This is a genomic window from Sagittula sp. P11, assembly GCF_002814095.1.
GTDB lineage: Bacteria > Pseudomonadota > Alphaproteobacteria > Rhodobacterales > Rhodobacteraceae > Sagittula.
The window spans coordinates 39,324-64,678 of sequence record NZ_CP021916.1; the positions used below are offsets into that span (position 1 = coordinate 39,324).

Genomic DNA, 25,355 nt, shown 5'->3' on the forward strand with positions numbered 1-25,355 from the left:
TTGCCCCCGCGTGGTGTTAGTTCGACGCGGGGTTCTCCGCCTCGACCGTGTCCTTGTTCAGCAGGAAAAGCGCCATCGCTTCGCGATCGGCAGGTGTCAGAAACCGAGTTCCCTCGCGAACCACTTCCGCCATGCTGCCGCCGAAAGCATCGCCCGAAGGGGTGATGCCGGTCTGGAGCGCATAAGCGAGGTTTGAAACCGTCCAGTCATTTTTGACCAGGTCTTTTGGCCGTATCGCGGGGGCCTTGCTGCCACCGGGAAGCTGGGCGTTGCCTGCAAAGGAAGCACCGATATCGCGGCCTCCCGCAAGATTGCGCGGCGTATGGCAGGCTCCGCAATGTGCCGCACCGCGCACCAATTCCCGTCCTCGATTCCATGCGTCGCTTCGCCCTTCAATCGGTTCGGTATCCGGATCGTAGAAGAACGCCGCTCGCCAGAGCTTCAGCCCCCATCGTTGGTCGAATGGGAAGCTGACATCATTTTCTGGTGCAGGCTCGTCCACGGGCGGCACGGTTTGAAACGCCGCCCAGAGGTCAGCGATATCCTGATCAGAAAAATCCGCATAGAAGGTGTACGGGAAAGACGGATAGTACGGCGTTCCATCGGGGCCGATGCCTTGCCGCACGGCTTTTGCGAACTGTTCTGCCGTCCATTCGCCCATGCCATGTTCCGGGTCTGTCGTCAGGTTGGGCGGGTAGAACGTTCCGAACGGGGTTTCGAGCGGCGCCCCTCCGGCAAGTGGTGCGCCGCCCGCTTCAAAATTGGTATGACAGGCAATGCACCCACTGGCGCGCGCCAGATATGCGCCCCGGTCGACATTGCCCTCTATTGCAATCGGAGTCACTGCACTGCCGACAGGCCATGCAATCACGACGCCGAGGCTGGCCGCGCCCAGCACGGCGGCCCCGCTGACGAGTGTCAAGAACCGGCGCATGGTCAGTCTTCTTCCGCCCGGAAGCGTTCATGGCATGCGGAACAGACCTGGGTCGTCATCGCGAATGCTGCGTCGGCGGGCATTTCGGCAATGGCGGCCGCATCCATCATGTCGCCTCGGCCCATCATCGTGCTCCCGCCCATCATGGTTGTATCGCCTCCCATCATTGACCCGCCGCCCATCATCGAGGCGCCATCCATGGAGGTATTGCCGCTCATGCCGCCCAATCCATTGTCGGCTGCGCGTTCCAGGCCCTCAGAGTATTCTTCCAGCTGACTTGCCAATGCCGCGAAGCGCTCCCAGTCGGTCCACACCTCGTCCTTGGCTTCCGAGGGCATGCCCCCTGTGCCCTCTGGGAACAGCTTTGTCATGCTCTCACCGGCGTGCTGCTGGAACAGGCGCGCGGCATCGCGCACTGTTTCTGCGTCATAGGCCGTTTCGCCCCGCATCATCGGGGCCACGGTCTTGACCGCCTTCCCCATTGCAAGCATGGCATCCATGCGCTCTTTCACGATGCCGGTGGCACCGCTATGCGCGAATGCCGTGACCGCAGTACCTGCAATCAACACTGCCGCTACGATAGTCGTCTTTTTCATGTCTTCGATCCTTCTTTGGGTCTGCTTTTCGAGCGATGTGAAATCAGACCCACCGTCGGGGCGGTGGAGGATCGCTGATCGGGCGCAATTCGGTTCGTTGGATCGCGCCGTCTTGCATGACGGCTTTCAGAAAAGAAGGCTCGTACGCCATGTTCGGCTGAAGCAATAACGCTGCCGGGACAGAACAATCGAGGCCTGGATGGCAGTGGCCAGAGGCCTCGGTCGATGGCCCTGCGTCTTCGTGACCATGGTATTCCTGCCCCAACGACGTTTCACCATGATATACCGGCGCCTCTGGCACCCCGAGAACTACAAGGAAAAGGCCGAAAACGGCCGACAGAATCCATCGGTTCGTCTTCGACCAACGCATCAGTTGATCCCGTTGGCCCGCTGCAATTCGCGGACATAGGCGGCCACCATCTTGACGTCTCCTTGGGTCAATCCCTCGATCTTAGGCATATTACCGAAATTCCAGTGATGTGCACGGACGCCGTTTTGAGCTGCCAGAACAAAAGCCATGTCCGAATGGTGGCTCGGTTCGTAGATCTTGTGCACGAGAGGCGGCGCAACACCGTTGCGACCGGCGGCATTTTCGCCGTGACACTCGGAACATTTTGCCTCGAATATGTTCTTCCCAAGCGCCGCCTGCTGCGAGAGTGCGTCAGGCAGCTGGACCTGGACGATCGGATCGCCTTCGGCAATCTCGCTTGTGTCAGGTGGCGTCATGGAGTGGCCAACCGCTAAATCTTCGGCTCCAACGAACTGCCAAACGGCAAAACCCCCGCCGATAACAAAAACGGCACCAATCAGCGCAGTTAATTTGTCCATGCCTGTATCTTCCGCCTTGCCCGTTGGGTCAGATGAGTTTGACTTGAGTGCCGACAGGCGCTCGCTCGTAGACTTCCTCGATCTGTTCGTTGAACAAACCGATGCAGCCGTTTGACGACCGGCGGCCGATCTTGCGCGTGTCCTGTGTCCCGTGAATACGGTAGTACTGCCACGACAGGTACAGTGCGCGAGTACCCAAGGGGTTGTCCGGATCACCCCCCTCGATACGTGCCGGCCATTCCGGATTGCGTTCCCGCATGGAGGGCGTCGGCGCCCAACTGGGGTTTTTGCGTTTTTCCACCACTTCAGTGTAACCGCGTTTGGTGAGTTCGTCGGTCAGCGGAACGGATGTCGGGTAAATCCGCATCTCGCCGTCCGCTGTCCAGTGCTGTAGCGCCATCGTCACGGTGTCTGAGATGATGATCCCTTTGCCGAGCGTGTCGAAATGGTCTTGCCAGTCATGAACTCGGAAAGAAGAAATGTTGCGGCGAATGGTTTCGGCTCGAACCACGCTTGGTGCAACCAAAGCGACAGCCGCATACCCCAACAGGCTTCGTCGATTGATCTTGTTGTTTCGCGATGTCGTCATGACACACTCCTAGCCTACGGTTTGTACATGTCTTTTACGGGAGACCCGGCATCAGGCAACCTGACAAGGCCGCGAGAAGTGTATCCATTTGTATCCTTGACCTTACCCTGCTGGAGGGTCGCAAATGACGCCAGGAACGAGACAAAGAGGGTGTCATGGACGACGAAAATCCCAAGAATAAGCCGATTACAGACAAGCTCATGCATTACGGAATGATGGCGTGTTGCATTGTGATGCTGTTGCCCGTGATCGGTTTTTTTCTCGCTGGCGGAACGCTTGCGGGTATGTGGGGCAATGCATCGGCTTTCGCCCCGCTCCTGTTGTGCGTTGGAGCGCATCTTGTGATGCATAGATTCATGGGGAAATCGTGCCATTCCGACAAGGCAAACGATACTATCGAGGAAGCGCCCGAGCCCATAAGTTCCGTGATTCCTAGCGTCGCCCGCAACAGGCAGTGATGTGCGAGGGAAAGCAAAGGTATTCGTATTGCTGTTGATGGTTACATTACTTGGAGGTTGCGCGGGAAGCCTTGCAGACTGCCTAGATCTGAAGGCTATCGTGTCCACGAAGCAAGCGTCAGACCTTCTGCCGGATGGGTGTCGAACCCTTTCATCTTCTGCGACTGGCGTTGCGCGAATTGTCTGTGCGGACGGTCGTCAGGGTTTTGCCACAGGTGGACTTTGACGCAATTTCCGCCGTCCTGGCGAAATCTGCGGAAAATATGGGAAGGAAGCAGGTATCTTGATCGATTGCCTTTTGATCCTGCGACGGGTTTTGCTTATTCCCTTCGTGCTCCTGGCCGTTGTCTCTGGAAGTGTCGCGGCAGCAACCTCTGCTGAATACCAGAGCGCGCCACTCACCGCGCATCTCATTAGTGTACAGGACGGCGTTCCCGAGAACACACAGACTCTGTCAGCCGGGCTTCACCTTCAACTGAACGAAAACTGGAAGACCTATTGGCGGTCGGCGGGCGAGGTGGGAATACCGCCTTCGGTCGAATGGAGCGGTTCCGAAAACGTCGCAGATGTCGAATTCATGTGGCCCGCCCCGACGCGCTTCACCGCCTTCGGCATCGAAAATTTTGGTTATGCGGGTGAAGTCGTCTTTCCGCTGCGCATAACGCTCAAAGATCCCGGCGCACCTGTGACTCTTTCCGCGCAGGTCAAACTGCTGGTGTGCTCCAATGTCTGTGTCCCGGAAGAGTTTGACCTGTCACTTCGCCTCGGACGGGGCAACGTCATCGACAGCACTTCGGCTGGGCTGATCGGTACGTTTTCCGAGCGCGTCCCCGAAGGGGCCAAGACGAGCGGCGTCAGCGAGGCAAATGCCTTCATCGACGAAGACCTCACGGAGTTGATCGTCAGCCTTCGCGTCGATGAACCACTCCAGTCGCCGGATGTGTTTCCCGAACTGGGTATGGGTGTTGCGCTTGGCAAACCCGATATCCGTTTGGGAGAAGAGGATCGTTTGCTTTGGGCGCGCTTGCCGATCCTCTCGTCGAATACGGATGTGACAGTGGCTCCGTCGATTACCGTCACCGACGGCGAGAACCGGGCCTTCACGATCATCGCGGATCGCGTGGCGCAAGGAATAGCACCACCCTTTGAACTGGCCGCCACGACACCGGACATGATGGAACTGATCTGGATTGCCGCGATCGCGCTGCTGGGCGGATTGATCCTGAATGTGATGCCCTGCGTGCTGCCGGTGCTGTCCATCAAGGTGTCGTCTGTGCTCAAACACACCGATCACGACACAACCCGTGTCCGGTTCGGTTTCGTCGCTGCCAGCGCCGGCATCATGACGTTCATGTGGGGTCTGGCGCTCGTCCTCTGGGCGCTCCAGACGGCAGGCCTCAGCGTCGGGTGGGGTTTGCAGTTTCAAAGCCCGCTGTTTCTTGCGGCGATGATCGCTGTCCTGCTCGTCTTTTCGGCAAATCTGTTCGGAGCGTTCGAGTTCGCCCTTCCACACGGCATGCAGACGCGGCTTGCAGGGGCCGGAGGACGCAACGGGTATTCCGCCGACTTTTTCACTGGCATGTTCGGTGCCGTCATGGCGACGCCTTGTTCGGCACCGTTCCTCGGCACCGCGGTGGCCTTTGCTTTGGCCGGGCGTGGCGTGGACATCCTCATCGTCTTTACGAGCCTCGGGCTCGGCCTCGCCCTGCCCTATCTCGTCATCGCCGCGTTCCCGCGTCTGGTCGCATTCATGCCCAAGCCTGGTCGATGGATGCTGATCATCAAAAGCGTCATGGGGGTTTTGTTGCTTGCAACCGCCGTGTGGCTGTTCTGGGTGCTCGACGGTGTCGCCGGGCTTGCGTCTGTCATCGCGGTCGCGGCGTTGTCCGGTCTCGCCGTTCTGATACTATCTCTCCCGAATGTGCAGTCCCAATTCAGGTGGTCTATTGCCATAGCCAGCCTTGTCCTGGCCATTGCCGCAGGTCCTCTCTTGCAGCAATCAGCACCTGCGCGTTCGACGCCGCAGTTGGCAATGGCTTGGATCGCATTTGATCGTTCGGAAATAGCGAAACGCGTGTCCGCAGGAGAGGTCGTTTTTGTCGATGTGACCGCTGACTGGTGTCTGACTTGCAAAGCGAACAAGACACTTATCATCGATCGGGAGCCAGTCCGGAGCGCGCTTGAAGCGCCTGGAGTCACGGCGATGCAGGCAGATTGGACACGCCCGGACACGCGCATTTCCCGCTACCTTGAGAGTTTCGGCAGATACGGCATCCCCTTCAATGCCGTCTACGGACCATCGGCACCGAACGGCATTGTGCTGTCCGAATTGCTAAAAACCGAGGACGTGATGAACGCCTTGGCGCAAGCCAGTGGTCGGGATGTTTCCGCAAAGGTTGCCGGACAGGAGTGACCTGCTCGACCGGGACACCGAGCAGTAGTCAGCCGCCGAGCCGCTCAAGCGCGGCACGGACCGCCGCACGCCGAGGATCACTGGCGGGCTGCTGCTCCAACAGCGCTTCAGCCTTGCGGTAGGCCTCAACGGCGCGATCGGGCTCCTGAAGGACGGTATAGGCATTTGCCAGCCGCATCCAACCATCCAGATCGTCCGGTTCATCCTCAAGACGCTCGGCCAGCCGCGAGACCATCGATCGGATGAACTCCGCGCGATCCGCGTCATTCATCTCCGACGCCGCCGCGACATCTGCGGCACTCGGGCCTGGTTGCGACGTCGGCCCGCTGGGTAGATTGACGACCGGAAGGTCAGCTGCCGCTGCAATCCGGTTGATCTGCGCTGCATAGGTCTCCATCCAGGGAACGTAAGCCTCTTCCTGATTCAGTCGTGAAACAAGCAGATCGTAGGCCTTACGCGTCTCTTCTTGCTGAAAGTAATACAGAGACTCGAAGTAGGTTGCCGCAGGATTGGATGGGTCAAGGTCCAAAGCGCGATCAATGGCCAATTTCGCCCGTGGAATAACAACGCCGTCATTGGCAACCGCGACAGCCTCTGCCAGCATGGAGAATGTCGCGGAGGTGGCATCCTCCCGTTCGGCAACGACTTCGAAGGCTTCGACGGCATCGGCTGCTCTGCCCATGCGCTGATAGGTCTGGCCCAACAGCATCCACCCTTCGCTAGGGCCGCCGGTCGGATCGGATACAAGCCTTTCGCGAAGTTGTATTGCCAGCGCCGTCACTTCATCAGTCTGTGCCCGCTCCTCTGCACGGGCAGAGAAGGCCATTGAAGGAACCTCCGGCGATCCCATCGTCAGATAGTAGCCCGCGGCAATAACCGGCGCGAGGACCGCCGCGACAACGAGAGTGACTCTGCCACCATTACGGGATGATCCGGCTTTTTCTTCCGAATTGCGGGTCGTCGCGAGGATCCGTTTCTTGATCTCGAGTCTGGCCGCTTGAGCTTCCTGTTCAGAAATCAAACCGCGGTCCATGTCTCGTTGGATTTCCCGCATCTGATCGGCGAGGATCGCCGGTACCGCATCCCCTCTGGTGAGAGTGTTCGATTTGGACAGCAGCAGCGGGTAGAGGACAATTCCGATTGCGACCAGCGTCAAAAGAACGAAAATACCCCAGATCATGACGCATCCCCCGCTTCGTTTTGCCTGAGAATTTCGGACACGGTGTTCTCATCCTCCGAGCCCAAGTCTTCAAATGCCTCTTGCTTTCGCCGACTCATCAGTAGCCCGCCACCAACGAAAACCCCGATCAGAACGAAAGCGATCGGAGCGAACCAAAGCGCGTAGGTCGCAGGCTCCAGAGGCGGTTTCAGCAGCACGTAATCCCCGTACCGCGCCCGTATGTATTCGATCACCTCCGCGTCGCTGTCTCCAACGACCAGGCGCTCCCGTACGAGCAGACGCAAGTCCCGCGCCACACCCGCGTTCGAACTGTCGATGTCCTGGTTCTGACAGACGACGCATCGTAGATCCTTGGAAATCTCCCGCGCACGCTGTTCCAATACCGGGTCGGTCAGCATTTCGTCCGGTTCCACCGCATTGGCGGCAAAGGGAAGGAGCCCGATGCAAAACGCGAAAATCAACTGTCTCATGAACCTGCTCCATTTGGCAGTGCGCCTGCCTGCTTCAGGGCTTGCGTGAACCGTTCGACGGCGTCCGGACCCACGACCGGCCCGACATAGCGAAACAAAACGGTGCCATCGCTATCGACGATGAAGGTTTCCGGCACGCCCGACAGGCCCCATTCGATCCCGGTCCGGCCCGACAGGTCGGACCCGATCCGCTCGTAGGGATTGCCGAGGTCATTGAGCCACTTCACGGCATCCTCAGGTTTGTCTTTGTAGTTTATTCCGAACAACCGCATGCCGTCTCGTTCGACAAATCTTGTCAACACGGCATGTTCCGCGCGGCAGGGCACGCACCAGGACGCAAAGACATTGACCACGACCGGTCGTTCGTTGCCGACAAGATCGCTTCGGGCCAGGCCGGGTGTCTCCAACCCCGGCACGGGATCGAGGTCGAACGCCGGGGCCGGTTGCGAGATCAGGACGGAAGGGATCTCGTTGGGATCCCGGTCGGGATTGAGCCCCCAGAGAAAAAACCCACCGAATATGACCGCCGCAATAAACGGCAGCCCGGCAATGAGACGTTTCATCTTCTCTCCTACTCGGCAGGAACGGCATCGGTGGCTGGCTGTTTGGCACGGCGCGGCGCCCCGACCCTCAAACGGCGATCCGACAAGGACAAACAGCCACCGATCACCAGCAGGATCGAGCCGATCCAGATCAGGTTGACGAGCGGTTCATAGAGGATCCGAAGGGTCCATGCTCCGGCGTTGTTCACTTGATCGGAGGCTGGCGTTGCAATCGACGTATAGAGATCACCCGCCAATGTGGAGCGGATGGCCGACTCCGTCGTCTGGCTTTCCGCGACCGGGTAATACCGCCGTTCCGGGAAAAGTGTCGTGACCAATTCGCCATCCCGACGCACCACAAGGGTGCCGCGATCCGCGATGTAGTTCGGCCCTTGAACCTTTGCGGCCCCTTCGAAGGTGATGTCGAACCCGGCGATCGTGACTTCGGTCCCGGGGGCGGCAAAGACGATCTCCTCACTCTTCCATCCGGTCGAGCCGATCATCCCCATCATCAACACAGCGACGCCGGCATGGGCAAGCGTCATACCGTGAGAGGCGCGTGGCAGGTTGCGCACGCGTCTCGCGCTCTCTGCAAGGGAAACCTCGAACAGACGGATGCGTAGCGCCCATTCCCGCAGGGTCGCAAAAAGCAGCCACGCTGCGCCGAGGATGGCAAGATAGGCCATGATCGGCCCACCGTTCAGAAGATACCATGCGGCCAAGGCTGCAATGACCGCCAGCACGGCCACGAATTGGATGCGATCGAGCAAACCGGCGATATCAGCCCGCTTCCACGACAGGAATGGACCAAGACCCATGAACACGACCAGTGCCAGCATCATCGGAATGAAGGCCGCGTTGAAGAAAGGTGGACCGACCGAGATCTTGTCCCCGGTGACAGCCTCCAGGATCAGTGGATAAAGCGTCCCGAACAGGACCGTTCCCGTAGCGGCGGCCAGAATGAGGTTGTTCACGAGCAGCCCGGCCTCGCGGCTGATCGGGCGAAACAGACCACCCGGCTCCATTTCGGGCGCCCGCCAGGCGTAGAGCGCCAGCGACCCACCGATGGACACGGCCAGCAGACCCAGAATGTAAAGCCCGCGCTCTGGATCGACGGCGAAGGCATGCACGGATGTAAGCAGGCCTGACCGGACGATGAACGTCCCGAGCAGCGAAAGCGAGAAAGTCAGGATGGCAAGTAGGATGGTCCAGCTTTTGAACGCGTCGCGCTTTTCGGTGACGATGGCGGAATGCAGCAGCGCCGTGCCCAGAAGCCAGGGCATGAAGCTCACGTTCTCGACCGGGTCCCAGAACCACCAGCCGCCCCAGCCCAGTTCATAATAGGCCCACCACGATCCAAGAGCGATACCTGCCGTAAGGCTGACCCACGCGGCCAATGTCCACGGGCGGACCCATCTGGCCCAGGCCGGATCGACGCGCCCTTCCAGAAGAGCCGCAACGGCAAAGGAAAACACGATGGAGAAGCCGACATACCCGAAATACAAGAGCGGCGGGTGCATGGCGAGACCCATGTCCTGAAGCAACGGGTTGAGGTCATTGCCGTCGAGCGGCGGCGGAAACACCCGCTCGAAGGGGTTCGACGTCAGCAGCAGGAAGGACAGGAAGCCGACGCTGATCCACGCCTGCACCGACAAGGTGCGCGCCTTGGTCTCGGCGGGGATGTTCGATCCGAACCAGGCGACGCCCGCGCCGAACACCGCGAGTATCAGGATCCAGAGCAGCAGCGAACCCTCATGGCTGCCCCAGGTCCCGGCCACCTTGTAGAGCATTGGCTTGAGCGAATGGGAGTTCTCGACGACGTTCCTGACGGTAAAATCGCTGACGATGAAAGCCTGCATCAGCGCTGCGAAGGCGATGGCCACAAACAGCACTTGTCCTATTGCCGTCGCCTGGGCGGATTTCATCCAGACGGCATTTCTACGCGACGCACCTGCAATCGGTAGAACACTCTGAACAAGCGCAAGCGCCAGTGCGAGGGCCAGTGCGAAGTGACCAATTTCCGGGACCATGGCGTTCTTTCCTATTCAGCGTCGGTGGGCGTCGCGTCGGACGGCTTTGGCGTCCGCGGCGGGGTCTATTCGTCGAGCGTTGCTTTGCGGCGACGGAACTCTTCTTCGTCGATTTCCCCATTTGCAAAGCGGCGCCTGAGCGCTTCCTGCGCGTCCGAGTCCGGGGGACGGGTGCCATTGTCCCGCAGCCTGAACACCAGAAACACCACCAATGCGATCAGCGCACCCCAGAAGGCGAGCATCATGAAGCCGCCCATAAAGCCATAGCCACTGCCCCACATGTGCCCCGTCCAGGAGCCTGGTCCATCAGCCTGCGCCATGCTGGCGGGCAAGCTGGCCAGCAACGGCAGGATCAACGCGTTCAGTTTCATCTGTTTCTCCTTCGATCAGTTCGGTTTCATCCAACGGGATGGTGACAACAGCGCGCAAACCCGCGCTGTTCTGATTGACCAGCTGGATATCGCCGCCATGGGATTGGACGATTGTCCTCGCGATTGAGAGCCCAAGCCCATAACCGCCCGTTTCCAGAGACCTCGATTGCTCGAGGCGATAGAACGGATCGAAGACCTTTTCCAACTGGTCGACGGGAATGCCGGGCCCATTGTCATCGATGTTGAGTACGAGGTTCGAACCGTGGGTCGCCCAGCTGACTTTTGCGGCACCACCGTAGCGAACGGCGTTCTCAAGCAAGTTCCTCAGTGCCCTTCGGAACGCGTTGGGTCGAAGCCGCACGGCAACATCATCACTCGGGGCAAAGGTGCAGTGTGCCGCCATATCGCTGCACAAGCTGTCCAGAAAATTGCGCAGATCGACCACTTCGGCACCTTCGGATCCGGTAAGGCCGCGTGCAAAGGTGAGCGTCGCTTCGACCATACTCTGCATCTCTTCGACCGATGCGATGAGGCTGTCCCGCGTCTCTTCTTCGTCAACCAGCTCCGCGCGGACACGCATGGCAGTCAACGGCGAGCGTAAATCGTGGCCAAGGGCTGCGAGCATACGTGTACGATCACTGACAAACCGGGTCAGCCGTCGTTGCATGCGGTTGAATGCGACGGTCAGATCTCTGACCTCGGTCGGCCCTGTGACCGCCAATTCGCCCACATCTTCGCCCCGGCCAAGATGGTCCGCGGCCTTCGACAGGTGCCGCAAAGGACGCGTCAGGCGCGTCATTACAAACCAGAAGATCGCCACCAGAAGCAGTCCGGCGGAAATCCCGAAGGTCAGCATCGAATAGAAAGGCCATTGGATCGGCGGTCGCTCGAACCGCGTTCCGACATTCAGCCAACGCGCTCCCTTGATGGCGATGGACAGGTTCATTTCAACCGCTGTCAACTCTCCGCGCATCATCGCGAGATGCATTTCTGTCATCTCGTCCGAGAGATTGGGAAGAGGCCGCAACTCGCCCTCGACCTCGTGCAATTCAACGCGAATATCCCGGCTGTAGCTGTCATCCATCAGGGCGCGTATGCGCGCTTCCACGATGCCGCCGTCCGAATGACCGGTGTGATCCACGATCGGAGCGTCCGACAGATCGAACCGGATCAGAGGCGAATTTGCCGCGCGAAGGATCGAGTCCTGCAGATCCAGCGGGGCCTCTTCGATCAACCGCGCGACATTCGCTGCGCGACCCGCGGCCTCGAATCCTAAAGCTGCACGGATCGCAAGGCTGCGCTCGTCGGCGAACAGGAACAGGCTGATCACCTGGGCCACGACAAGTGCCGCGACCACAAGCAGGATCAATTTGCCGCTCAGAGATCTCATCGCACGGCGCATCACGGCGCATCCTCGACATCGGCAGCCAGACAGTATCCGCCGTTCCGCACCGTTTTGATGACACTGGGCCTAAGTACATCCGGCTCGATTTTGCGGCGGAGACGGCTGATCTGATTGTCGATGGTGCGATCCATCGGGCCTGCCGTCCGACCAGCGGTCAGGTCAAGCAACTGGTCACGGCTGAGCACCATCCTCGCGCGTTCCAGCAGGACCGCCAGCAATTTGAACTCGGAGGTCGTCAATGGGGTCTCGGTGGTGGACTCGTCAATCAGCACCTGCCGGTCGGTATCCAGTATCCAGTGCGCAAAAGAGACTTTCCTCCCAGCGAGGCTTCCGGCCACAGGTTCGTCGCGGTTGCTTCTCCGAAGAACCGACTTGATGCGGGCGAGCAGTTCTCGTGGATTGAACGGCTTGGCGAGATAATCGTCCGCACCGATTTCCAGACCCACGATCCGATCCGTTTCCTCACCAAGCGCCGTCAGCATGATGATCGGAAGATCACCCTCTGGCGCAAGTCTGCGGCAAACCGACAAACCGTCCTCGCCCGGCATCATGACATCGAGCACGAGGAGGTCGAAGTGACCAGTGGCCAGCTTGGCATCCATCTCCACGGCATCCCTGGCGACGGTCGTGCGCATTCCGTTCTTCTCCAGGAAGCGCGCGACGCTTTCGCGTATCTGAGCGTGGTCGTCCACGATAAGGATATGAGGTGGCGGTCCCATGGCGTCCTTCCTAGATCATCGTTGCATTCTGTTTCATGGGCAGAATTGTAGCCGTTTGTATCAGGTCAGTCCCTTGCTACAGATGGATACAAATCTGTGCCTGCACCGTGTCGTGCTCCCGGGTAGCGTCGCGCGTATGTTATGTGACCTTTGGGATCGCAACCGATCAAAGGATGAGGTTTTCGAATATGGCTCTTGATTTGAACCGGCGCCGTTTCGTTCTGGGTGCTCATATGACGGTGCTGACCGTCGCGGCGTCACCGCTGTTGGCGCAGAGCCGATCTGTCTGGTCGGCAGAGAATGCCTTTGACGCGCTTCTATCGGATACGGCGCGGATCATCGATGTCAGAACGCACAAAGAGTGGCAAGAAACCGGCGTAGGTGCTGGTGTATGGCCGATAAGCATGCACGCGTCCGGTTTTCCGGACCGATTGTTCAGGGCCAAGGAACTGAGCGGTGATCGCACTGTTGGACTGATCTGCGCCACTGGCGGACGCTCCGCATCGCTGCTTCGAGCGTTGAGACAAGCTGGTTATTCGGGCTACGCCGATATCTCGGAAGGGATGTTGGGATCAGGCGAAGGGCCTGGCTGGATCGCATCGAACTTGCCGACCGTTCCGGTGGATGTCGCCCTGAACGGGTTGCCCCCCGCGTTGGCCTGACCAGTGAAGAATCAATTGGTCCCGTTGTGCTAAAAGCCTGATGTATGGTCAAATTGACCTGTTTGAACAGGAAGACGGGTTTGGGTGTATGACCGAGTTGATGGCTATGTTTGTCGGAATATGCGCGGCGATCGTGATGGGAATTGTCCATCATTATGCGTTGTCGGGCATTCTGAAGTTTTCCCCGCAGCGGTCGGATGGCTCCGGCTTTCGGATCATCCTGACGTTTTCCGCGTTGCTGTTGCTGCACGTATTGGAACTTGTGACGCTCGCCGTGTTCAACACGATGATGGTGGCAAGCGTTCTGCCGCAATCGTTCAGCAACAGCCCGCCGATGTTTCAGGATGTTCTCTATGTTACGGGCATCTCGTTCTCGACCCTTGGCTATTCGTCCATAGAGGTGGTCGGGCCCTTTCGACTGTTGCTGATGCTGCAATCGCTTTTGGGCTTCATGTTGCTGACCTGGTCAGCGACGTTTCTTTACTCAGCCTGCCAGCAAGTCTGGCAGAAGGCGAAAGATGACTGAAAATCGCCACGCGCGTCGGACATGAGCTTGGCGTCAGCGTCAAATACGTCCTGATATCGGTCCTTTGACCTCACCGTGGAACGGTTGAGTGAGCGCTGCGTTGCGCGCGTGGATGAATAGCCCTTGACCTTCCAGTTGCTGGAATCCCTAGGTACAAAGCCATGGCACAGATTTTCGAAAAGACAGGCGATCACGTATCGCACCATCGACACGGGGAAATCTTGAAATCTCCCGTATGGGTTGGTGTGTTGTTTGTCTTGCTCACAATGCCGGCTCACCTGTTTTTGGATGAAAAGAGCTCGATAGCTCTTGCTTCGATCACGCTTGCTTTGATTGGCGGTGCCTATATCGGCTTTGGCGCCGCGGACGGCAGAGCGCGCGTGTTCTGGGCAGAGCTCGCCGTCGCCCTTTTGTTCGGCTCGGCAGCCTTTTTGGGGCTGATATGGCATTGGGCTTTCCTTCCCTTGGGCTTGGCCCTGCACGCCCTTTGGGACATGTCACACCACAATTCTTATCGTCTCGCCCGGATTCCGAACTGGTATATTCCATTCTGCGTGGCCTTTGACCTTTTGGCAGCGACGTTCTTCGTTCTGCTCTATGCCGTGTTTTGATCCATGATGATGCGCATCCTTCTTATTGCGGTGTTCCTGATGGGAGTCGTCGCATTGGCCTTCCCGGACGTCCTTGGCGTTGACATTCGCCTGCCTGATCGCGCGGAAATTGACCGCTGGATCGAGGCGGCAGGTCTTGCCGGACCAATTGTTATCGTGGCGCTTATGACAATCGCTATCGTCGCAAGCCCCCTGCCCTCGGCGCCGATCGCACTCGCCGCCGGAGCGGCTTATGGGCACACGTTCGGGACACTCTTTGTCGTTCTTGGCGCGGAACTCGGTGCGCTTGCCGCTTTTGGTCTGGCCCGCGGTCTCGGTCGTCCCTTCGTTGAGCGTCATCTCGGTCAGAAGATTAACACAGGCCTGTTCGGATCGCAGAACACTCTGACCTTCTTGGTCTTCGGCAGTCGCCTGCTGCCGTTTCTGTCCTTCGATATGATCAGTTACGCCGCAGGTCTGAGCAAGCTGCATCTTTGGAGGTTCGCGCTGGCCACGATGGCCGGGATTATTCCAGCGAGTTTCTTGCTCGCTCACATGGGCAGCCAGGCGATGAACGGCGATGCCCGCACTGCCACATGGACCGCACTTGCGCTGGGTGGCTTTACCGGCCTGTCGGTTCTCTTCGCCGCGACGCGAAAGACCGGTACGAAACGGAAGGAGAGCTGATATGGCCAGTCATTCCCACGCCGGGCATATGCCGAGTTCCGGCAAGGCCCTTATGATTTCTGCCTGGCTCACCGGCGTCTATTTTGTGATTGAACTCGCCATCGGGCTCTGGACCGGCTCGATCGCCGTACTGTCGGATGCGTTTCACACCCTGTCGGCGGTTGGTGGCGTTCTGGTGGCCATCATCGCGCAGCGCATTGCGCGCCGCCCGGCGGATTCGGCGCGGAGTTTCGGCTGGTACCGCGCCGAGATCATCGGGGCACTGGTGAATGGCGGCTTTCTTCTCGGTATGGCGCTTCTGGTGATCTGGATGGGCGCGATGCGGCTCGGGAATCCGATTCACCTGGCCACGGGTCCCATGCTCTGGGTCGCCTTCGGAGGCCTGGTCACCGAAGTGATCTCGCTGGGGCTGATGTGGCAATCGAGCAAGGACGATCTGAATGCCCGTGGTGCGCTCTGGCACATTATCCAGACCTTTGTCGGCAGCCTCCTGATCATCGTCACCGCTCTAGTGATCGAGTTCACCGGCTTTCTGGCGATTGACCCGATCCTCGGCATGGCGTTCGGGGTGGTTCTCCTCTGGGCCTCCGTCGGCGTCATCAAGGAAGCGGTCCACATCCTCATGGAAGGCACGCCAGAGGGAACGGATCTCGAGGCTGTGACGGCGGACCTGCGCGGCCACGACGGGGTTCTGGACGTTCACCATGTGCATGCCTGGACGCTGACCAGCGGCAAACACGCATTTTCTGCCCATATCCGCCATGGTGAGCCCGCAGAGGCCGCGGACCTGCTGAACCGGGCCTATCATCGACTGACGGAACAATATGGGTTTCACATGGTCACGCTGCAGCTCGAAACCGCGTGTCTCGACGAGCGCCACGCACGGGATCTCGATGTGACGCTCCCGGACAGCCAACGCGTGTCGCCCGCCGCCGCCGACGCCCATGCCGCCCATGCAGACCTGCTCGACAGCGCGGCGCAGGACGCTAGACTCCCTGACAACTCCTAGAGGACCTCCGAATGAAACGACGCACATTTTTGATGACAGGCGCAGCAGCCACCCTGGCATTTCCCGTTGCCGCTGACACGGCACCCCTTCTGAAGGTGCTCAAAACGCCAACCTGTGGATGCTGCTCCGCCTGGGTCGATCATGTCCAGCAAGCGGGGTTCGCGGTCGAGGCCCAAGACGTCGATCAGGATCAACTTTGGGCGTTCAAAGACCGGCTGCAAATCGCACCAGAGCTTGCCGGATGCCATACGGCGGTCGTGGGCGACTATTTCGTCGAGGGCCACGTGCCTGCCGCTGACATCAAGCGGTTGCTGGCAGAGCAACCGGTGGCGCGCGGGTTGACGGTTCCCGGCATGCCGATGAGTTCGCCCGGCATGGGCGGTCCCGGGGCAGGTGACACTTTTGATACCTTGCTTGTCGGCTCCGACGGGGTGACCTCCGTCTTCGCCAGCCACAGCTGATCGGGTCACGGGCGCAGGTGATAAATCCCGCGGGCCGGGTTTTTGACCCGCCCGTCCTGCACGAGCTTTCGCAGCGCCCTGTAGGTCGCCTCATGGCTTAGCTGTAACCGGGCGGCGAACTCGACGACGGACCCGTCGAGCAGGCCCGCGACCAACCCCGCCATGACCCGGTCCTCTGCGCGCCGAATACCGACGATCTCCAGCATCTGTCGTTGCGCCTGTATCTGTTGAGCTGCACGGCGGCCATAGGTGCGCGCAAACTCCGGCTCCGCAAAGGCGGCCAAGACAGCGGCCTTGTCGATCCGGACCAACGCCCCGGCCTCTAAGAAGACCGCATCGCAATGATAGACCTCTGAAAACACCGAAGCTTCGGCAAAACTTGTTCCGGCTTGGGCACGGTGAATGATGAACCGCTCGCCATTTGGGCCGACCCGCTCGAGATGCACGCGCCCGGTTTGCACGACATAGAGACCGTGGGTGGGGTCACCTTGGTGAAACACCACATCGCCAATCGCGCCGGAAAAAGGGCACAGGGCTGAGCTCGGGATAAGATCATAGGGGTTTGGCAACATATGATTGAAATCATATTGCGATGCATCCGCCCCTGCTAGCGTAAACATGACACCACCTCATTGAAGGACCCGTCCATGCGTCTTATTCCCCTCCTCCTTGCTATAGTGATGGCCGCACCCGTGGCCGCGCAGCATGCCCATTCCGCGAACGGCCACACGATGGGGGGTCCCCAGGAAACCGGGCAGTCAACCTTTGCCGCCCTGGCGGAAATCGTTGCGATCCTGCAAGCCGATCCCGAGACGGACTGGGAGCGGGTCGATATCGACGGATTGCGCCGCCATCTGGTCGATATGGACCTTCTGACCCAGGAGGCCGTGGTCACCCGCACCCTGCGGCCGGAAGGGGCCCGGTTCGAGATTCGGGGCACCACCCGTGTTCTCGAGGCCATCCGCGCCATGGTGCCCGCCCATGCGCCCTTTCTCGCGGCTGAATCCGGCTGGGACGTTGTGACAGAGGATCTCGTAGATGGGGTGGCGCTCAGTGTCGATGGCGATGCCGCGCAGATTCAGGGACTTGGCTTTTTTGGCCTGATGACCATCGGGGCGCATCACCAGGAGCATCACCTCATGATGGCAAAAGGCGCAGCCCCACACCATTAATGCGCCGACACGGCTTGTTTGTTGATCCGTAGAGAGGTGCACTGACAAAACGTTACATCTCGCGTGTTGACCTTCCAGCGCTGGAGACGCGCACACATGCCCGGTGATGGAAGCGTCAGAGGATACCGCGCGCAGGGATTTCCTGTATTATGCAACGGCCGGGGCGGGGGTCGTGGCCGCAGGGGCTGCGCTCTGGCCACTGGTGAACCAGATGAACCCCTCCGCCGATGTCCGCGCCTTGGCACAGATCACTGTTGATATTTCCGATCTCGCGCCCGGAACGCAATTGACCGTCAACTGGCGCGGAAAACCTGTCTTTATCCGTCATCGCACGGAGGCAGAAATGGCTCAGGCTCGGGCAGAGGCGGTCTCTGACCTGCCCGACAGCCAGGCGCGCAACCCCAATCTGCCCGACGATGCGCTGGCAAGCGATGAGAATCGCGCCATTGCGGGTCACGAGGCTTATCTGGTGATGATCGGTGTCTGTACCCATCTGGGCTGTGTCCCTCTGGGCGATGGGGCGGGGGATTTCGGGGCTGGTTCTGCCCCTGTCATGGCTCGCATTACGATGCGGCCGGGCGCATTCGCAAAGGTCCGGCACCTGAGAACCTGCATATCCCGGACTTGTCGCTTTCGGGCGACATGGTGCTGACACTGGGATGACGCTCATAAACGATAACCCATAATCGAAGCGCTCGAAACCGGAACAAATTTTGTGTGGCTACTGGTCGGCCTAAATCGCAATACTCCACATCCGAAACCGTCCCTGCCCCGTCACCTCACGGATTAGGCCTCTGGCTTCCATCCAGGCAAGATTGCGTTGAACGGCGGCTCGGCTGGCACCGATCCGCTTCTCGGCTATCGGGGCGGAAACGACGGGCCATTCGGTCAGCAAGGCGCTCAGGGCCGGCGGTGTCTTGCCTGAGAGTGTTGACATCTCGGTTTTGGCCCTCGCACACCATGATTGGATAGTCGAGCTTGAACAAGGCTATGCGCTGGCGATGAACGTCTTCTGACGCGTGTTCCGGGCGGTGTATCCGGCAATCGAGGTCTCCAGCCAAGCGAGGCAATGGAGCAAGAGAGCCCTCAGGTAGGCCAGGAGCTTGCGGATGTTGTGCCCGCAGCCACACAGGACGGCGAAGATGGCATCGCCGGCGGCGCCCTTGAGTGGGCAGCGTGCAAGGCGACCATCCATCTTCATGTGGCCGATTTCCGGCTCGATTGCGCTGCGCCTCCGGAGCTGGGCCTTCAGTGGCTCGGTCATCCCGCGGCGCATTCCGGAGATCAGGACACGCGTTCTGGTTACGCCATGGCCGCGGTAGCCGCGATCAACAACCGCGAGCTCGGGGCGGCAATCGGTGAGCGTCTCGACCTGCTCCAGCGCCTCGGCCAGGGTGTGGCCGTCGTATGGATTTCCGGGCATGGCCCGCATGCCGACGACAAAGCCCTCATCTATCGTCGTCGCGATGCTGACCTTGCAGCCAAACTCGTAGCGCACGCGAGCCTTCCCCTTCGAGATGCAGTCGACATCGGGCTCATGCAGCGCGTAGATCTTGCCCCGGCTCTTTGGCGCCTGGTGCAGCAGTTTCGACACGCGCGCCAACATTTCGAGCACGGTGTCGCGGACGGCTCCTCCGGGGACGGCATCGAGTTGGCGGCGAATGTCGCGCATGACCCGCCCCGCGTAACCGCGCAGCGTTCTCAAAGCCTTGCGCATGCGCTTGAACTGTCGCGCGTGCGCGTAGCGCCCGACCTGCAACGCCAACTGAGGCGCCTTGCGGGCATAGGTCTGCCGCAGGGAGAGGCCAAGGTCCCCGGCCAGCGCGACCAGCTTGCGCCGCGCTGTCTCGTAGAGGCGCCCGTCGGTTGGGTGGGCAATGTTCTTTTCCATTACGGTGGTATCGACCGACACGCGGGACAGGCCGCTGTCATCGATGACGCCGCCGGCGCGCCCGGCCTTGATCGTCTTGGTAAGCAACCATTCAGCGCCTTCCTCGCCGATCCGGTCCCGCCATCGGCTGAGCGACGACGGATGGATCGGCCGCTGGTGCTGGAAGAAGGTTTCGCCCGTGAAGTGCTGGAAGTACGGGTTCTCGACCCACCGCGCGATCACCGCCTCGTCGGAGAGGCGGAAGGTATGTTGGAGATACATGAGCCCGGCCACCAACCGGGGCGGCGTCGCCGGGCGCCCGGTTGCCGAGGGAAAGAACCCGGCCCACTCCCGCTCGAAGAACTCCCAATCTATCAGCTCGGCCAGCTTCACCAGTTCGTGGCGCATGTCGATCATGTCGACCAGCCTGGGCCGGAGGAGATCATCTTGCTCTTCAGGAGGCGAACGGTGTTTCATGGCGGAAATCCAAACTGCAGCCTTTTCAATAGAATCCTATTAAAGCCTGCAGTTCCAAGCCAGTAAAACCTAAGATTTATCTCGCACTCTCAAAGAGATGTCGGTTGTTCAGATCGAACTGGATATCATCGAGGTGCCGCATCGCCGTGAGGCTAGCTGTTTGCATCCCATTGAGCCAATGTTCGAGGCGCTTTGCCGATGGCCCACTCGCGCGCAGGCCCCCTGCCCCGCCCATTGCCAACGGTGCGAAAACTGCCCCGTTTGCCTCGCTAGCCGCGATGCGCGCCGCCGTGACCGCTGCTTCCACCCGATCGCCCTGCTGCTCAAGGCCCGCAAGACTCCAGAGATGAAACCCCATGCAGGCGCGGGTGATCGGATGAAGATCGGCGGCCTGTTTCATCAAATCCAGCCAACCGCTCGCGCGATCGTCGAAGCGCTTGGCATTTTCATCGATGTTTTCGGGATCGCGGTGGTCGAGGAAGGCTGCGATATAGACTATCGGGTCAGGACCGCCTGTCAGTCGCCGAACGGCCTATCCAATTCGCGCCAAAGCATTTGGGTCGTCTTGTGCGCCTGACAGGCGCATAGATATCCATAGAGCCAGACGATCCGTGCCTACGCGATCGCCTGCAAACCAGCTCAGGTCTGCCGCTTCGATCAGTGCCAGCCGATGCCGCCAACCTTCGGGCGCGCGAGCCAATCGGTGATCCAACGCACCCAAGCGTCCGGCCACCCTTGCCAGAAGCGCAGCCTGATGTGCTTCGGCCCTTGCCCAGTCATCAATGACGCCCTTTTCCGGCGGTCCCGCCCGAAGTCCGGGAGGCCGGTAATCCGGTTCCTCTTCGATCGGGCCCGGCAGGAACCAGAGGTTTTCTTCCGGGGAATCCTCATCCCCCTCTCCGATGTCGAGGGGTTCGTCGAAATCTTCAGGAATAATACTCGATTGTGGCATCATATGTGCAAAATACAGATTATTTGCACATTGCCTAAGCTGTTTTGTGACCATCGACAATGCTCTTTACACATTACGTGCGCGCGACTGCCGACGGAACCTTTCAGATCGCAATCAATGCAAGGAAACCAGGGGATTGTGTATCAGCACGACGAGAGAACACTTGCTTGCATTCGTTTATAAACGGTCGTTTATTGGCAATACCTTAAATTGCAAACGGCTCGTTTTCATGCCCCTGATTGGCTATGCCCGCGTTTCCACAGAGGAACAGACCCCCCTGCCCCAGTCTGAGGCCCTACAAGCCGCAGGATGCGTCGAAATCTTCGAAGAACACGCGTCTGGCGGCAATCGCGCGCGTCCGGTGCTTGCGCGGGTGCTCGAGCGCGTCCAGAGCGGCGACACGCTGGTTGTCGTACGGATCGACCGGCTTGCGCGGTCTTTGTCGCACTTGCTGGAGGTGATTGAGCGGCTGGAGGGCAAAGGAGCCTTCTTCCGCTCCCTCCAAGACCCGATCGACACTGCATCGCCGCAAGGCAAGTTTACGTTGCAGGTTTTGGGCGCTGCTGCCGAATTCGAACGCGCCCTGATCCGCGAGCGCACCAAGGCCGGGCTGGCCTCTGCGCGCGCCAAAGGTCGCGTTGGTGGCAATCCTGGGCTAAGCGCCAAGGATCCCGCCGCGCTGCGCAAGGTGCGGCTGGCGCGACAGGACGGCTACATGGAGCGCCTGAACGAGACCGCGCAAGATTGGGTGCCCCATGTGCGCCGCTTGCGCCCCGATATGGCTTGGGAAGACATCCTGCGGATTATCAATGGCCCCCTGCCCCCAGATCGCCATTGGACCCAAAGCCGCCTGCTCCGCGCCGTGAAAGCATATGTGCGCGACGGCTTTCTGCCCGCTGAAGTGCTTGGACGCGCTGGACGTCGCGAAACCGACGATCGCCTGCCCGCGATTGTCGCGGCAATCAAAGGTGCTGACCCCGAGATCACCTTGCAGGCAATCTGCTACCAACTGGAATCCATGCGTGAGCGCACCCCTCGCGGTCGCACCAGCTGGCAGCCTTCCTCAGTCAGAATGCTGTTGGAACGGGCGGAGCGACTTGGGTTGCTGGTCAGGCAAATGGATTGACGACGCGCAGCCAATCTTCGACTAGCAATCCGTCGTGCATGTCCTCAGTCCATAACGTCGTGCACCCAGCGAGCAGCGCGGCAGACACGATCATCGCGTCATAGACCGATAACTGGTATTTCTCCGCCAACGCGCGACCCACTTGATGGGTTTGAATCGTGAGGTCCTCGACAGGGCATAAGGACTTAATACCCTCAAGAAACGCTCCGGTATCTTCCCAACTGAGACCAGCTTTCCGCCGGCAATTTACCATCGCTTCGTTCAGGACTTGGACGCTGATCCGGGGTCCCTGCCCCAGAATTTCCTCTGCCCTCTCAGCCTTTGGACCATCGTCGAGCAGGTAGAGCACAACATTCGTATCTGCGAATTCAGCGCTCATGCGCGGCGTCGCGGCTTAGACGCGCGTCCTTGGGCAGTTTTCCGCGAAAACGCCTTAGCCCCTGTAGGACTTCATCAGCGCGAGGTTGGCGTCTCACAAGAATGGTTCCATCGTCCTTTACCAGGTCGACCTGATCGCCTTCCTTTAAGCCGAGTTCCCGCACAAGATCCGCGGGTAGCCGGACGGCAAGGGAGTTTCCCCATTTGGCAACTTGCATCTTGTCCTCTCAGGCATGGATAAACATCCACGTATGTATATCCAAAACTGCCAAAAGGCAAGCCTTGGTGCGTTCAAAAGCCATTTTGGACACCTCCGAAAAGAGTTCTGCCCTGTCCCTTTTAGTGAGATGCGGTGCGTTACACCATGCAGTAGGACACCAAACACCCTTGTGTTCGGTGAGGACTCGCCCACTAGATGTGGAAAAACCTTGCGCGAATCCGACTCTTGCGCCAATAGTCACGGAAGCGAGGCGAAAAACGTCAATTTCCGTGAACACGCCAAAGACGCGATGTCTCGGAAGCGAGAGGGCAGATGGATAATACCTTTGAGCATGAGGATCTCAACGCGGTGATCCGCCAGCATTCTGAATGGCTGGCGAACCAGTTGCATTCGCAACGTGAGAGCCTGTTTCCACCCGATGCCGAGAAGACCATGCGCAAATTCACCTCTGGTGAGGCTGCGGCGCTGCTCGGCGTCAACGATTCCTATCTTCGCAAACTCAATCTAGATGGCAAAGGGCCTTCTCCCGAGCTGACCGCCGGCAACCGTCGTCTTTACTCGGCGCAGGACATCCAGGCGCTGCGTGTGCTCCTTGAAAAAACCGCTCGCAAGCCGGGTGATTACGTTCCCGGACGACGAGAAGGTGATCATCTTCAGGTCATCGGCGTGATGAATTTCAAGGGCGGTTCGGGAAAAACAACAACCTCTGCCCATCTCGCTCAACGGCTTGCCCTGCGCGGATATCGTGTGCTGGGCATTGATCTCGACCCACAAGCTTCCTTCACCGCGCTGCACGGCGTTCAGCCGGAATTGGACCTCGAAGATGGCGGCACTCTCTACGATGCGATCCGCTATGAGGACCCAGAGCCGATCCGGTCGGTCATTCGCAAGACCTATATCCCCAATCTGGACCTGATTCCCGGAAACCTCGAACTGATGGAGTTCGAGCACGATACCCCGCGCGCGCTGGCTCAGGGCAATGCAGGACTTTTCTTCTTCCGCGTGAAAGAGGCGTTGGCCCAGGTCGACGAGGACTACGACGTGGTCGTCATTGATTGCCCACCGCAGCTAGGATTTCTGACCATGTCCGCACTGTCCGCGGCCACGGGCGTTTTGGTGACGATCCACCCGGAAATGCTTGATGTGATGTCCATGTCGCAATTCCTCCGCATGACAGCCGACCTCATGGACGTGATCGCTGAGAGCGGCGCCGACATGTCTCATGACTGGATGCGCTATGTTTTGACCCGCTACGAGCCGCAGGATGCGCCGCAGAACCGCATCGTGGCTTTCCTGCGAACAATGTACGGCGAAGCCGTGCTGAATTCGCCCATGTTGAAGTCTACAGCCATCTCCGATGCAGGCCTGACCAAGCAGACGCTCTACGAGGTGGAACGCAGCGCGTTCACCCGTTCCACCTATGATCGCGCACTCGAGAGCTTGAACACGCTGAATGACGAGATCGCCGACCTGATCCAGAAGACTTGGGGGCGCCTATGAGCAGCAGCAAGAAGAAACGGATGTCCATGCTCGACAGTCTCGCGTCGGCCGGAGCCCCCTCCCCTGCCCCGCAGTCCAGCGCCGTCACGCCAATGATGAGCTCTAACCGCGCGCTACGATCCGCGCGCGATGCTGTCGATGGTCATCACGTTTGGGAGCTGGATCCGACGAACATCGTGGATGACCGCATGGAGGATCGCCTCGACCCGGCGGATGTTCTGGACCTGCGCGATGCGATCGAGGCGAATGGTCAAACCGTTCCGATCCTTGTGCGCCGTGCCCCCGATGACCCCGACCGCTACCTGCTGGTCTACGGACGTAGGCGGTTGGAGGCGATACGCCAGTCCGACAAGGTGACCAAAATCCGCGCTCTCGTCGCCAATCTGGATGATGACAGTGCTTTGCGCGCGCAGATTTCCGAAAATATGGGTCGACGTGATCTGTCCTACATTGAGAAGGCGCTTTTCGCCAAGGATCTCGTGGCATCCGGCTTCGGAACACAATCACAGGTGGCAGAAATCTTGACCGTCACGAAATCTGCGGTCTCCATGGCCATCGCCATCGTAGACATCGTCGGCTCAGATTTAGTTCGCGCCATTGGGCCAGCCCACGGCATAGGTCGGCCTCGCTGGGACGCTCTGGGCCGCGCCATCGACGAGAACGGCCTCGATCGCGAGCGCCTCAGTCAGATTGCAGAGGAGGCGCGTGGAAAGGGTGTCGAGTCTACAGTTGTGGATGATTCCGTATCCACTGATGACCCATCCGTCCAGGCGTTTGAAGCGGTGGCTAAAGCCGTAGCGAAGGCACTCAAACCTGAGAAGGCTCCCTCCCCTGCTCCGTCCTCCAGTGTCCCGCTGAAGATCGGTGGCAAGCGCGGCGGCACGGTCAAACGCACTGCCAAGGGCCTGTCGATCGAGCTGGCAAGCGGAGATTTCGCCGATTGGGTTGAGACGCAAGTGCATGACATGATTGAAGACCTTCACGATCGCTGGAAGCAGCGGTCGGAAGACTGAGGAAGAGCAGAAATCAAAGAAGGAGGCACGAAAAGGCAAAAGAAAAGGTCCCGCAAAGCGACCACTCCACGAGACCCTAACTTGTTTCTAGCACCTTCAAGGTAGTGTCCGGAGTCATTTTCCGCAAGTCCAAAGTGATTCGCGGGCCGGGAAATTTTTGTCTTCGTGAATGATAAA

27 protein-coding genes and 3 pseudogenes are annotated in these 25,355 nt (G+C 59.5%); 13 read left to right on the forward strand and 17 right to left on the reverse strand.

Features of this window, described 5'->3' with window-relative positions:
• Positions 1–16: 16 nt before the first annotated feature.
• The 4 genes from CDO87_RS25250 to CDO87_RS25265 form a co-directional block, all read right to left on the reverse strand.
• A complete protein-coding gene (locus CDO87_RS25250) occupies positions 17–934 on the reverse strand; it encodes a cytochrome c (RefSeq protein WP_007803405.1) in 918 nt (305 codons plus the stop codon).
• Between the two features lie 2 nt (positions 935–936).
• A complete protein-coding gene (locus CDO87_RS25255) occupies positions 937–1,530 on the reverse strand; it encodes a cytochrome c (protein WP_007803403.1) in 594 nt (197 codons plus the stop codon).
• Positions 1,531–1,899: 369 nt separating this feature from the next.
• Positions 1,900–2,358, reverse strand: coding sequence for a cytochrome c (locus tag CDO87_RS25260; RefSeq protein ID WP_007803401.1), 459 nt, complete (start codon positions 2,356–2,358; stop codon positions 1,900–1,902).
• Positions 2,359–2,386: 28 nt separating this feature from the next.
• A complete protein-coding gene (locus CDO87_RS25265; RefSeq protein ID WP_009807486.1) occupies positions 2,387–2,947 on the reverse strand; it encodes a L,D-transpeptidase in 561 nt (186 codons plus the stop codon).
• Between the two features lie 155 nt (positions 2,948–3,102).
• Here CDO87_RS25265 and CDO87_RS25270 point away from each other — a divergent pair, with 155 nt between their 5' ends.
• Both CDO87_RS25270 and CDO87_RS25275 read left to right on the forward strand, forming a co-directional pair.
• A complete protein-coding gene (locus CDO87_RS25270; protein ID WP_007803398.1) occupies positions 3,103–3,405 on the forward strand; it encodes a DUF2933 domain-containing protein in 303 nt (100 codons plus the stop codon).
• A 283-nt stretch (positions 3,406–3,688) separates the two neighbouring features.
• The gene (locus CDO87_RS25275) at positions 3,689–5,818 is read left to right on the forward strand and encodes a protein-disulfide reductase DsbD (RefSeq protein WP_009807485.1); all 2,130 of its coding nucleotides are present in this window, start codon (positions 3,689–3,691) and stop codon (positions 5,816–5,818) included.
• Positions 5,819–5,846: 28 nt separating this feature from the next.
• On the opposite strand, the gene ccmI is transcribed toward CDO87_RS25275, so the two are convergent.
• From ccmI to CDO87_RS25310, 7 genes are all read right to left on the reverse strand, one after another.
• Positions 5,847–6,998, reverse strand: coding sequence for a c-type cytochrome biogenesis protein CcmI (gene ccmI / locus CDO87_RS25280; RefSeq protein ID WP_100931439.1), 1,152 nt, complete (start codon positions 6,996–6,998; stop codon positions 5,847–5,849).
• Entirely contained in the window at positions 6,995–7,468 is a 474-nt protein-coding gene (locus CDO87_RS25285) for a cytochrome c-type biogenesis protein (RefSeq protein ID WP_009807484.1), read from the reverse strand. The genes ccmI and CDO87_RS25285 overlap by 4 nt, the downstream gene beginning before the upstream one ends.
• Positions 7,465–8,031, reverse strand: coding sequence for a DsbE family thiol:disulfide interchange protein (locus CDO87_RS25290; RefSeq protein WP_009807483.1), 567 nt, complete (start codon positions 8,029–8,031; stop codon positions 7,465–7,467). The genes CDO87_RS25285 and CDO87_RS25290 overlap by 4 nt, the downstream gene beginning before the upstream one ends.
• 8 nt (positions 8,032–8,039) lie before the next feature.
• Positions 8,040–10,040, reverse strand: coding sequence for a heme lyase CcmF/NrfE family subunit (locus CDO87_RS25295; protein WP_012187039.1), 2,001 nt, complete (start codon positions 10,038–10,040; stop codon positions 8,040–8,042).
• A gap of 65 nt (positions 10,041–10,105) precedes the next feature.
• A complete protein-coding gene (locus CDO87_RS27420) occupies positions 10,106–10,411 on the reverse strand; it encodes an SHOCT domain-containing protein (protein ID WP_222481198.1) in 306 nt (101 codons plus the stop codon).
• A complete protein-coding gene (locus CDO87_RS25305) occupies positions 10,347–11,813 on the reverse strand; it encodes an ATP-binding protein (RefSeq protein WP_100931440.1) in 1,467 nt (488 codons plus the stop codon). The genes CDO87_RS27420 and CDO87_RS25305 overlap by 65 nt, the downstream gene beginning before the upstream one ends.
• Positions 11,813–12,535, reverse strand: coding sequence for a response regulator (locus CDO87_RS25310; RefSeq protein ID WP_007803380.1), 723 nt, complete (start codon positions 12,533–12,535; stop codon positions 11,813–11,815). Before CDO87_RS25310 ends, CDO87_RS25305 begins: the two co-directional genes overlap by 1 nt.
• A 188-nt stretch (positions 12,536–12,723) precedes the next feature.
• On the opposite strand from CDO87_RS25310, the gene CDO87_RS25315 reads away from it, so the two are divergent.
• The 6 genes from CDO87_RS25315 to CDO87_RS25340 all read left to right on the forward strand — a co-directional run bounded on the left by CDO87_RS25315 (position 12,724) and on the right by CDO87_RS25340 (position 16,470).
• The gene (locus CDO87_RS25315) at positions 12,724–13,197 is read left to right on the forward strand and encodes a rhodanese-like domain-containing protein (protein WP_008327269.1); all 474 of its coding nucleotides are present in this window, start codon (positions 12,724–12,726) and stop codon (positions 13,195–13,197) included.
• 88 nt (positions 13,198–13,285) lie between these two features.
• Positions 13,286–13,723 carry an ion channel gene (locus tag CDO87_RS25320; RefSeq protein ID WP_254698517.1) on the forward strand — a complete coding sequence of 146 codons (438 nt, stop codon included), beginning with the start codon at positions 13,286–13,288 and terminating at the stop codon, positions 13,721–13,723.
• Positions 13,724–13,884: 161 nt separating this feature from the next.
• Positions 13,885–14,334, forward strand: a complete 450-nt coding sequence (locus CDO87_RS25325; RefSeq protein WP_100931442.1) for a DUF6010 family protein — start codon at positions 13,885–13,887, stop codon at positions 14,332–14,334.
• A gap of 3 nt (positions 14,335–14,337) precedes the next feature.
• Entirely contained in the window at positions 14,338–15,000 is a 663-nt protein-coding gene (locus CDO87_RS25330; RefSeq protein WP_100931443.1) for a TVP38/TMEM64 family protein, read from the forward strand.
• A 1-nt stretch (position 15,001) separates the two neighbouring features.
• The gene (locus CDO87_RS25335; protein ID WP_254698518.1) at positions 15,002–16,009 is read left to right on the forward strand and encodes a cation diffusion facilitator family transporter; all 1,008 of its coding nucleotides are present in this window, start codon (positions 15,002–15,004) and stop codon (positions 16,007–16,009) included.
• Between the two features lie 11 nt (positions 16,010–16,020).
• Positions 16,021–16,470, forward strand: a complete 450-nt coding sequence (locus CDO87_RS25340; protein WP_100931444.1) for a DUF411 domain-containing protein — start codon at positions 16,021–16,023, stop codon at positions 16,468–16,470.
• 5 nt (positions 16,471–16,475) lie between these two features.
• On the opposite strand, the gene CDO87_RS25345 is transcribed toward CDO87_RS25340, so the two are convergent.
• Entirely contained in the window at positions 16,476–17,090 is a 615-nt protein-coding gene (locus tag CDO87_RS25345; RefSeq protein WP_100931445.1) for a Crp/Fnr family transcriptional regulator, read from the reverse strand.
• A gap of 27 nt (positions 17,091–17,117) precedes the next feature.
• Here CDO87_RS25345 and CDO87_RS25350 point away from each other — a divergent pair, with 27 nt between their 5' ends.
• Both CDO87_RS25350 and petA read left to right on the forward strand, forming a co-directional pair.
• The gene (locus CDO87_RS25350) at positions 17,118–17,642 is read left to right on the forward strand and encodes a hypothetical protein (protein WP_100931446.1); all 525 of its coding nucleotides are present in this window, start codon (positions 17,118–17,120) and stop codon (positions 17,640–17,642) included.
• Between the two features lie 106 nt (positions 17,643–17,748).
• A pseudogene (gene petA / locus CDO87_RS25355) lies at positions 17,749–18,305 on the forward strand (ubiquinol-cytochrome c reductase iron-sulfur subunit).
• Between the two features lie 70 nt (positions 18,306–18,375).
• Here petA and CDO87_RS25360 read toward each other — a convergent pair.
• From CDO87_RS25360 to CDO87_RS25370, 3 genes and pseudogenes are all read right to left on the reverse strand, one after another.
• A pseudogene (locus tag CDO87_RS25360) lies at positions 18,376–18,612 on the reverse strand (helix-turn-helix domain-containing protein); the annotation flags it as partial.
• 18 nt (positions 18,613–18,630) lie between these two features.
• The gene (locus CDO87_RS25365; RefSeq protein WP_254698519.1) at positions 18,631–19,989 is read right to left on the reverse strand and encodes an IS5 family transposase; all 1,359 of its coding nucleotides are present in this window, start codon (positions 19,987–19,989) and stop codon (positions 18,631–18,633) included.
• 118 nt (positions 19,990–20,107) lie between these two features.
• A pseudogene (locus CDO87_RS25370) lies at positions 20,108–20,944 on the reverse strand (hypothetical protein); the annotation flags it as partial.
• A gap of 226 nt (positions 20,945–21,170) precedes the next feature.
• On the opposite strand from CDO87_RS25370, the gene CDO87_RS25375 reads away from it, so the two are divergent.
• On the forward strand, positions 21,171–22,067 hold the full coding sequence (locus CDO87_RS25375; RefSeq protein WP_100931448.1) for a recombinase family protein: 897 nt from the start codon (positions 21,171–21,173) through the stop codon (positions 22,065–22,067).
• Here the strand turns inward: CDO87_RS25375 and CDO87_RS25380 are convergent.
• Complete coding sequence (locus CDO87_RS25380; protein ID WP_100931449.1) at positions 22,051–22,446, reverse strand: PIN domain-containing protein; 396 nt, start codon at positions 22,444–22,446, stop codon at positions 22,051–22,053. The genes CDO87_RS25375 and CDO87_RS25380 overlap by 17 nt on opposite strands.
• Positions 22,436–22,663, reverse strand: a complete 228-nt coding sequence (locus tag CDO87_RS25385; protein WP_009815510.1) for an AbrB/MazE/SpoVT family DNA-binding domain-containing protein — start codon at positions 22,661–22,663, stop codon at positions 22,436–22,438. The genes CDO87_RS25380 and CDO87_RS25385 overlap by 11 nt, the downstream gene beginning before the upstream one ends.
• A 314-nt stretch (positions 22,664–22,977) precedes the next feature.
• Here CDO87_RS25385 and repA point away from each other — a divergent pair, with 314 nt between their 5' ends.
• Together repA and repB are read left to right on the forward strand one after the other, a co-directional pair.
• On the forward strand, positions 22,978–24,165 hold the full coding sequence (gene repA, locus CDO87_RS25390) for a plasmid partitioning protein RepA (RefSeq protein WP_009815511.1): 1,188 nt from the start codon (positions 22,978–22,980) through the stop codon (positions 24,163–24,165).
• Positions 24,162–25,178, forward strand: a complete 1,017-nt coding sequence (repB, locus tag CDO87_RS25395) for a plasmid partitioning protein RepB (RefSeq protein ID WP_009815512.1) — start codon at positions 24,162–24,164, stop codon at positions 25,176–25,178. Before repA ends, repB begins: the two co-directional genes overlap by 4 nt.
• Positions 25,179–25,355: the final 177 nt, after the last annotated feature.

Coding starts and splice junctions, on each gene's coding strand:
- CDO87_RS25295 (WP_012187039.1), bottom strand. CDS start 10,040: ATGGTCCCGGAAATTGGTCACTTCGCACTGGCCCTCGCACTGGCGCTT.
- repA (WP_009815511.1), top strand. CDS start 22,978: ATGGATAATACCTTTGAGCATGAGGATCTCAACGCGGTGATCCGCCAG.
- CDO87_RS25290 (WP_009807483.1), bottom strand. CDS start 8,031: ATGAAACGTCTCATTGCCGGGCTGCCGTTTATTGCGGCGGTCATATTC.
- CDO87_RS27420 (WP_222481198.1), bottom strand. CDS start 10,411: ATGAAACTGAACGCGTTGATCCTGCCGTTGCTGGCCAGCTTGCCCGCC.
- CDO87_RS25335 (WP_254698518.1), top strand. CDS start 15,002: ATGGCCAGTCATTCCCACGCCGGGCATATGCCGAGTTCCGGCAAGGCC.
- CDO87_RS25305 (WP_100931440.1), bottom strand. CDS start 11,813: ATGCGCCGTGCGATGAGATCTCTGAGCGGCAAATTGATCCTGCTTGTG.
- CDO87_RS25350 (WP_100931446.1), top strand. CDS start 17,118: ATGCGTCTTATTCCCCTCCTCCTTGCTATAGTGATGGCCGCACCCGTG.
- CDO87_RS25270 (WP_007803398.1), top strand. CDS start 3,103: ATGGACGACGAAAATCCCAAGAATAAGCCGATTACAGACAAGCTCATG.
- CDO87_RS25365 (WP_254698519.1), bottom strand. CDS start 19,989: ATGAAACACCGTTCGCCTCCTGAAGAGCAAGATGATCTCCTCCGGCCC.
- CDO87_RS25260 (WP_007803401.1), bottom strand. CDS start 2,358: ATGGACAAATTAACTGCGCTGATTGGTGCCGTTTTTGTTATCGGCGGG.
- ccmI (WP_100931439.1), bottom strand. CDS start 6,998: ATGATCTGGGGTATTTTCGTTCTTTTGACGCTGGTCGCAATCGGAATT.
- CDO87_RS25285 (WP_009807484.1), bottom strand. CDS start 7,468: ATGAGACAGTTGATTTTCGCGTTTTGCATCGGGCTCCTTCCCTTTGCC.
- CDO87_RS25310 (WP_007803380.1), bottom strand. CDS start 12,535: ATGGGACCGCCACCTCATATCCTTATCGTGGACGACCACGCTCAGATA.
- CDO87_RS25345 (WP_100931445.1), bottom strand. CDS start 17,090: ATGTTTACGCTAGCAGGGGCGGATGCATCGCAATATGATTTCAATCAT.
- CDO87_RS25320 (WP_254698517.1), top strand. CDS start 13,286: ATGACCGAGTTGATGGCTATGTTTGTCGGAATATGCGCGGCGATCGTG.
- CDO87_RS25325 (WP_100931442.1), top strand. CDS start 13,885: ATGGCACAGATTTTCGAAAAGACAGGCGATCACGTATCGCACCATCGA.
- CDO87_RS25330 (WP_100931443.1), top strand. CDS start 14,338: ATGATGATGCGCATCCTTCTTATTGCGGTGTTCCTGATGGGAGTCGTC.
- CDO87_RS25265 (WP_009807486.1), bottom strand. CDS start 2,947: ATGACGACATCGCGAAACAACAAGATCAATCGACGAAGCCTGTTGGGG.
- CDO87_RS25375 (WP_100931448.1), top strand. CDS start 21,171: ATGCCCCTGATTGGCTATGCCCGCGTTTCCACAGAGGAACAGACCCCC.
- CDO87_RS25340 (WP_100931444.1), top strand. CDS start 16,021: ATGAAACGACGCACATTTTTGATGACAGGCGCAGCAGCCACCCTGGCA.
- CDO87_RS25385 (WP_009815510.1), bottom strand. CDS start 22,663: ATGCAAGTTGCCAAATGGGGAAACTCCCTTGCCGTCCGGCTACCCGCG.
- CDO87_RS25255 (WP_007803403.1), bottom strand. CDS start 1,530: ATGAAAAAGACGACTATCGTAGCGGCAGTGTTGATTGCAGGTACTGCG.
- CDO87_RS25315 (WP_008327269.1), top strand. CDS start 12,724: ATGGCTCTTGATTTGAACCGGCGCCGTTTCGTTCTGGGTGCTCATATG.
- CDO87_RS25380 (WP_100931449.1), bottom strand. CDS start 22,446: ATGAGCGCTGAATTCGCAGATACGAATGTTGTGCTCTACCTGCTCGAC.
- CDO87_RS25250 (WP_007803405.1), bottom strand. CDS start 934: ATGCGCCGGTTCTTGACACTCGTCAGCGGGGCCGCCGTGCTGGGCGCG.
- repB (WP_009815512.1), top strand. CDS start 24,162: ATGAGCAGCAGCAAGAAGAAACGGATGTCCATGCTCGACAGTCTCGCG.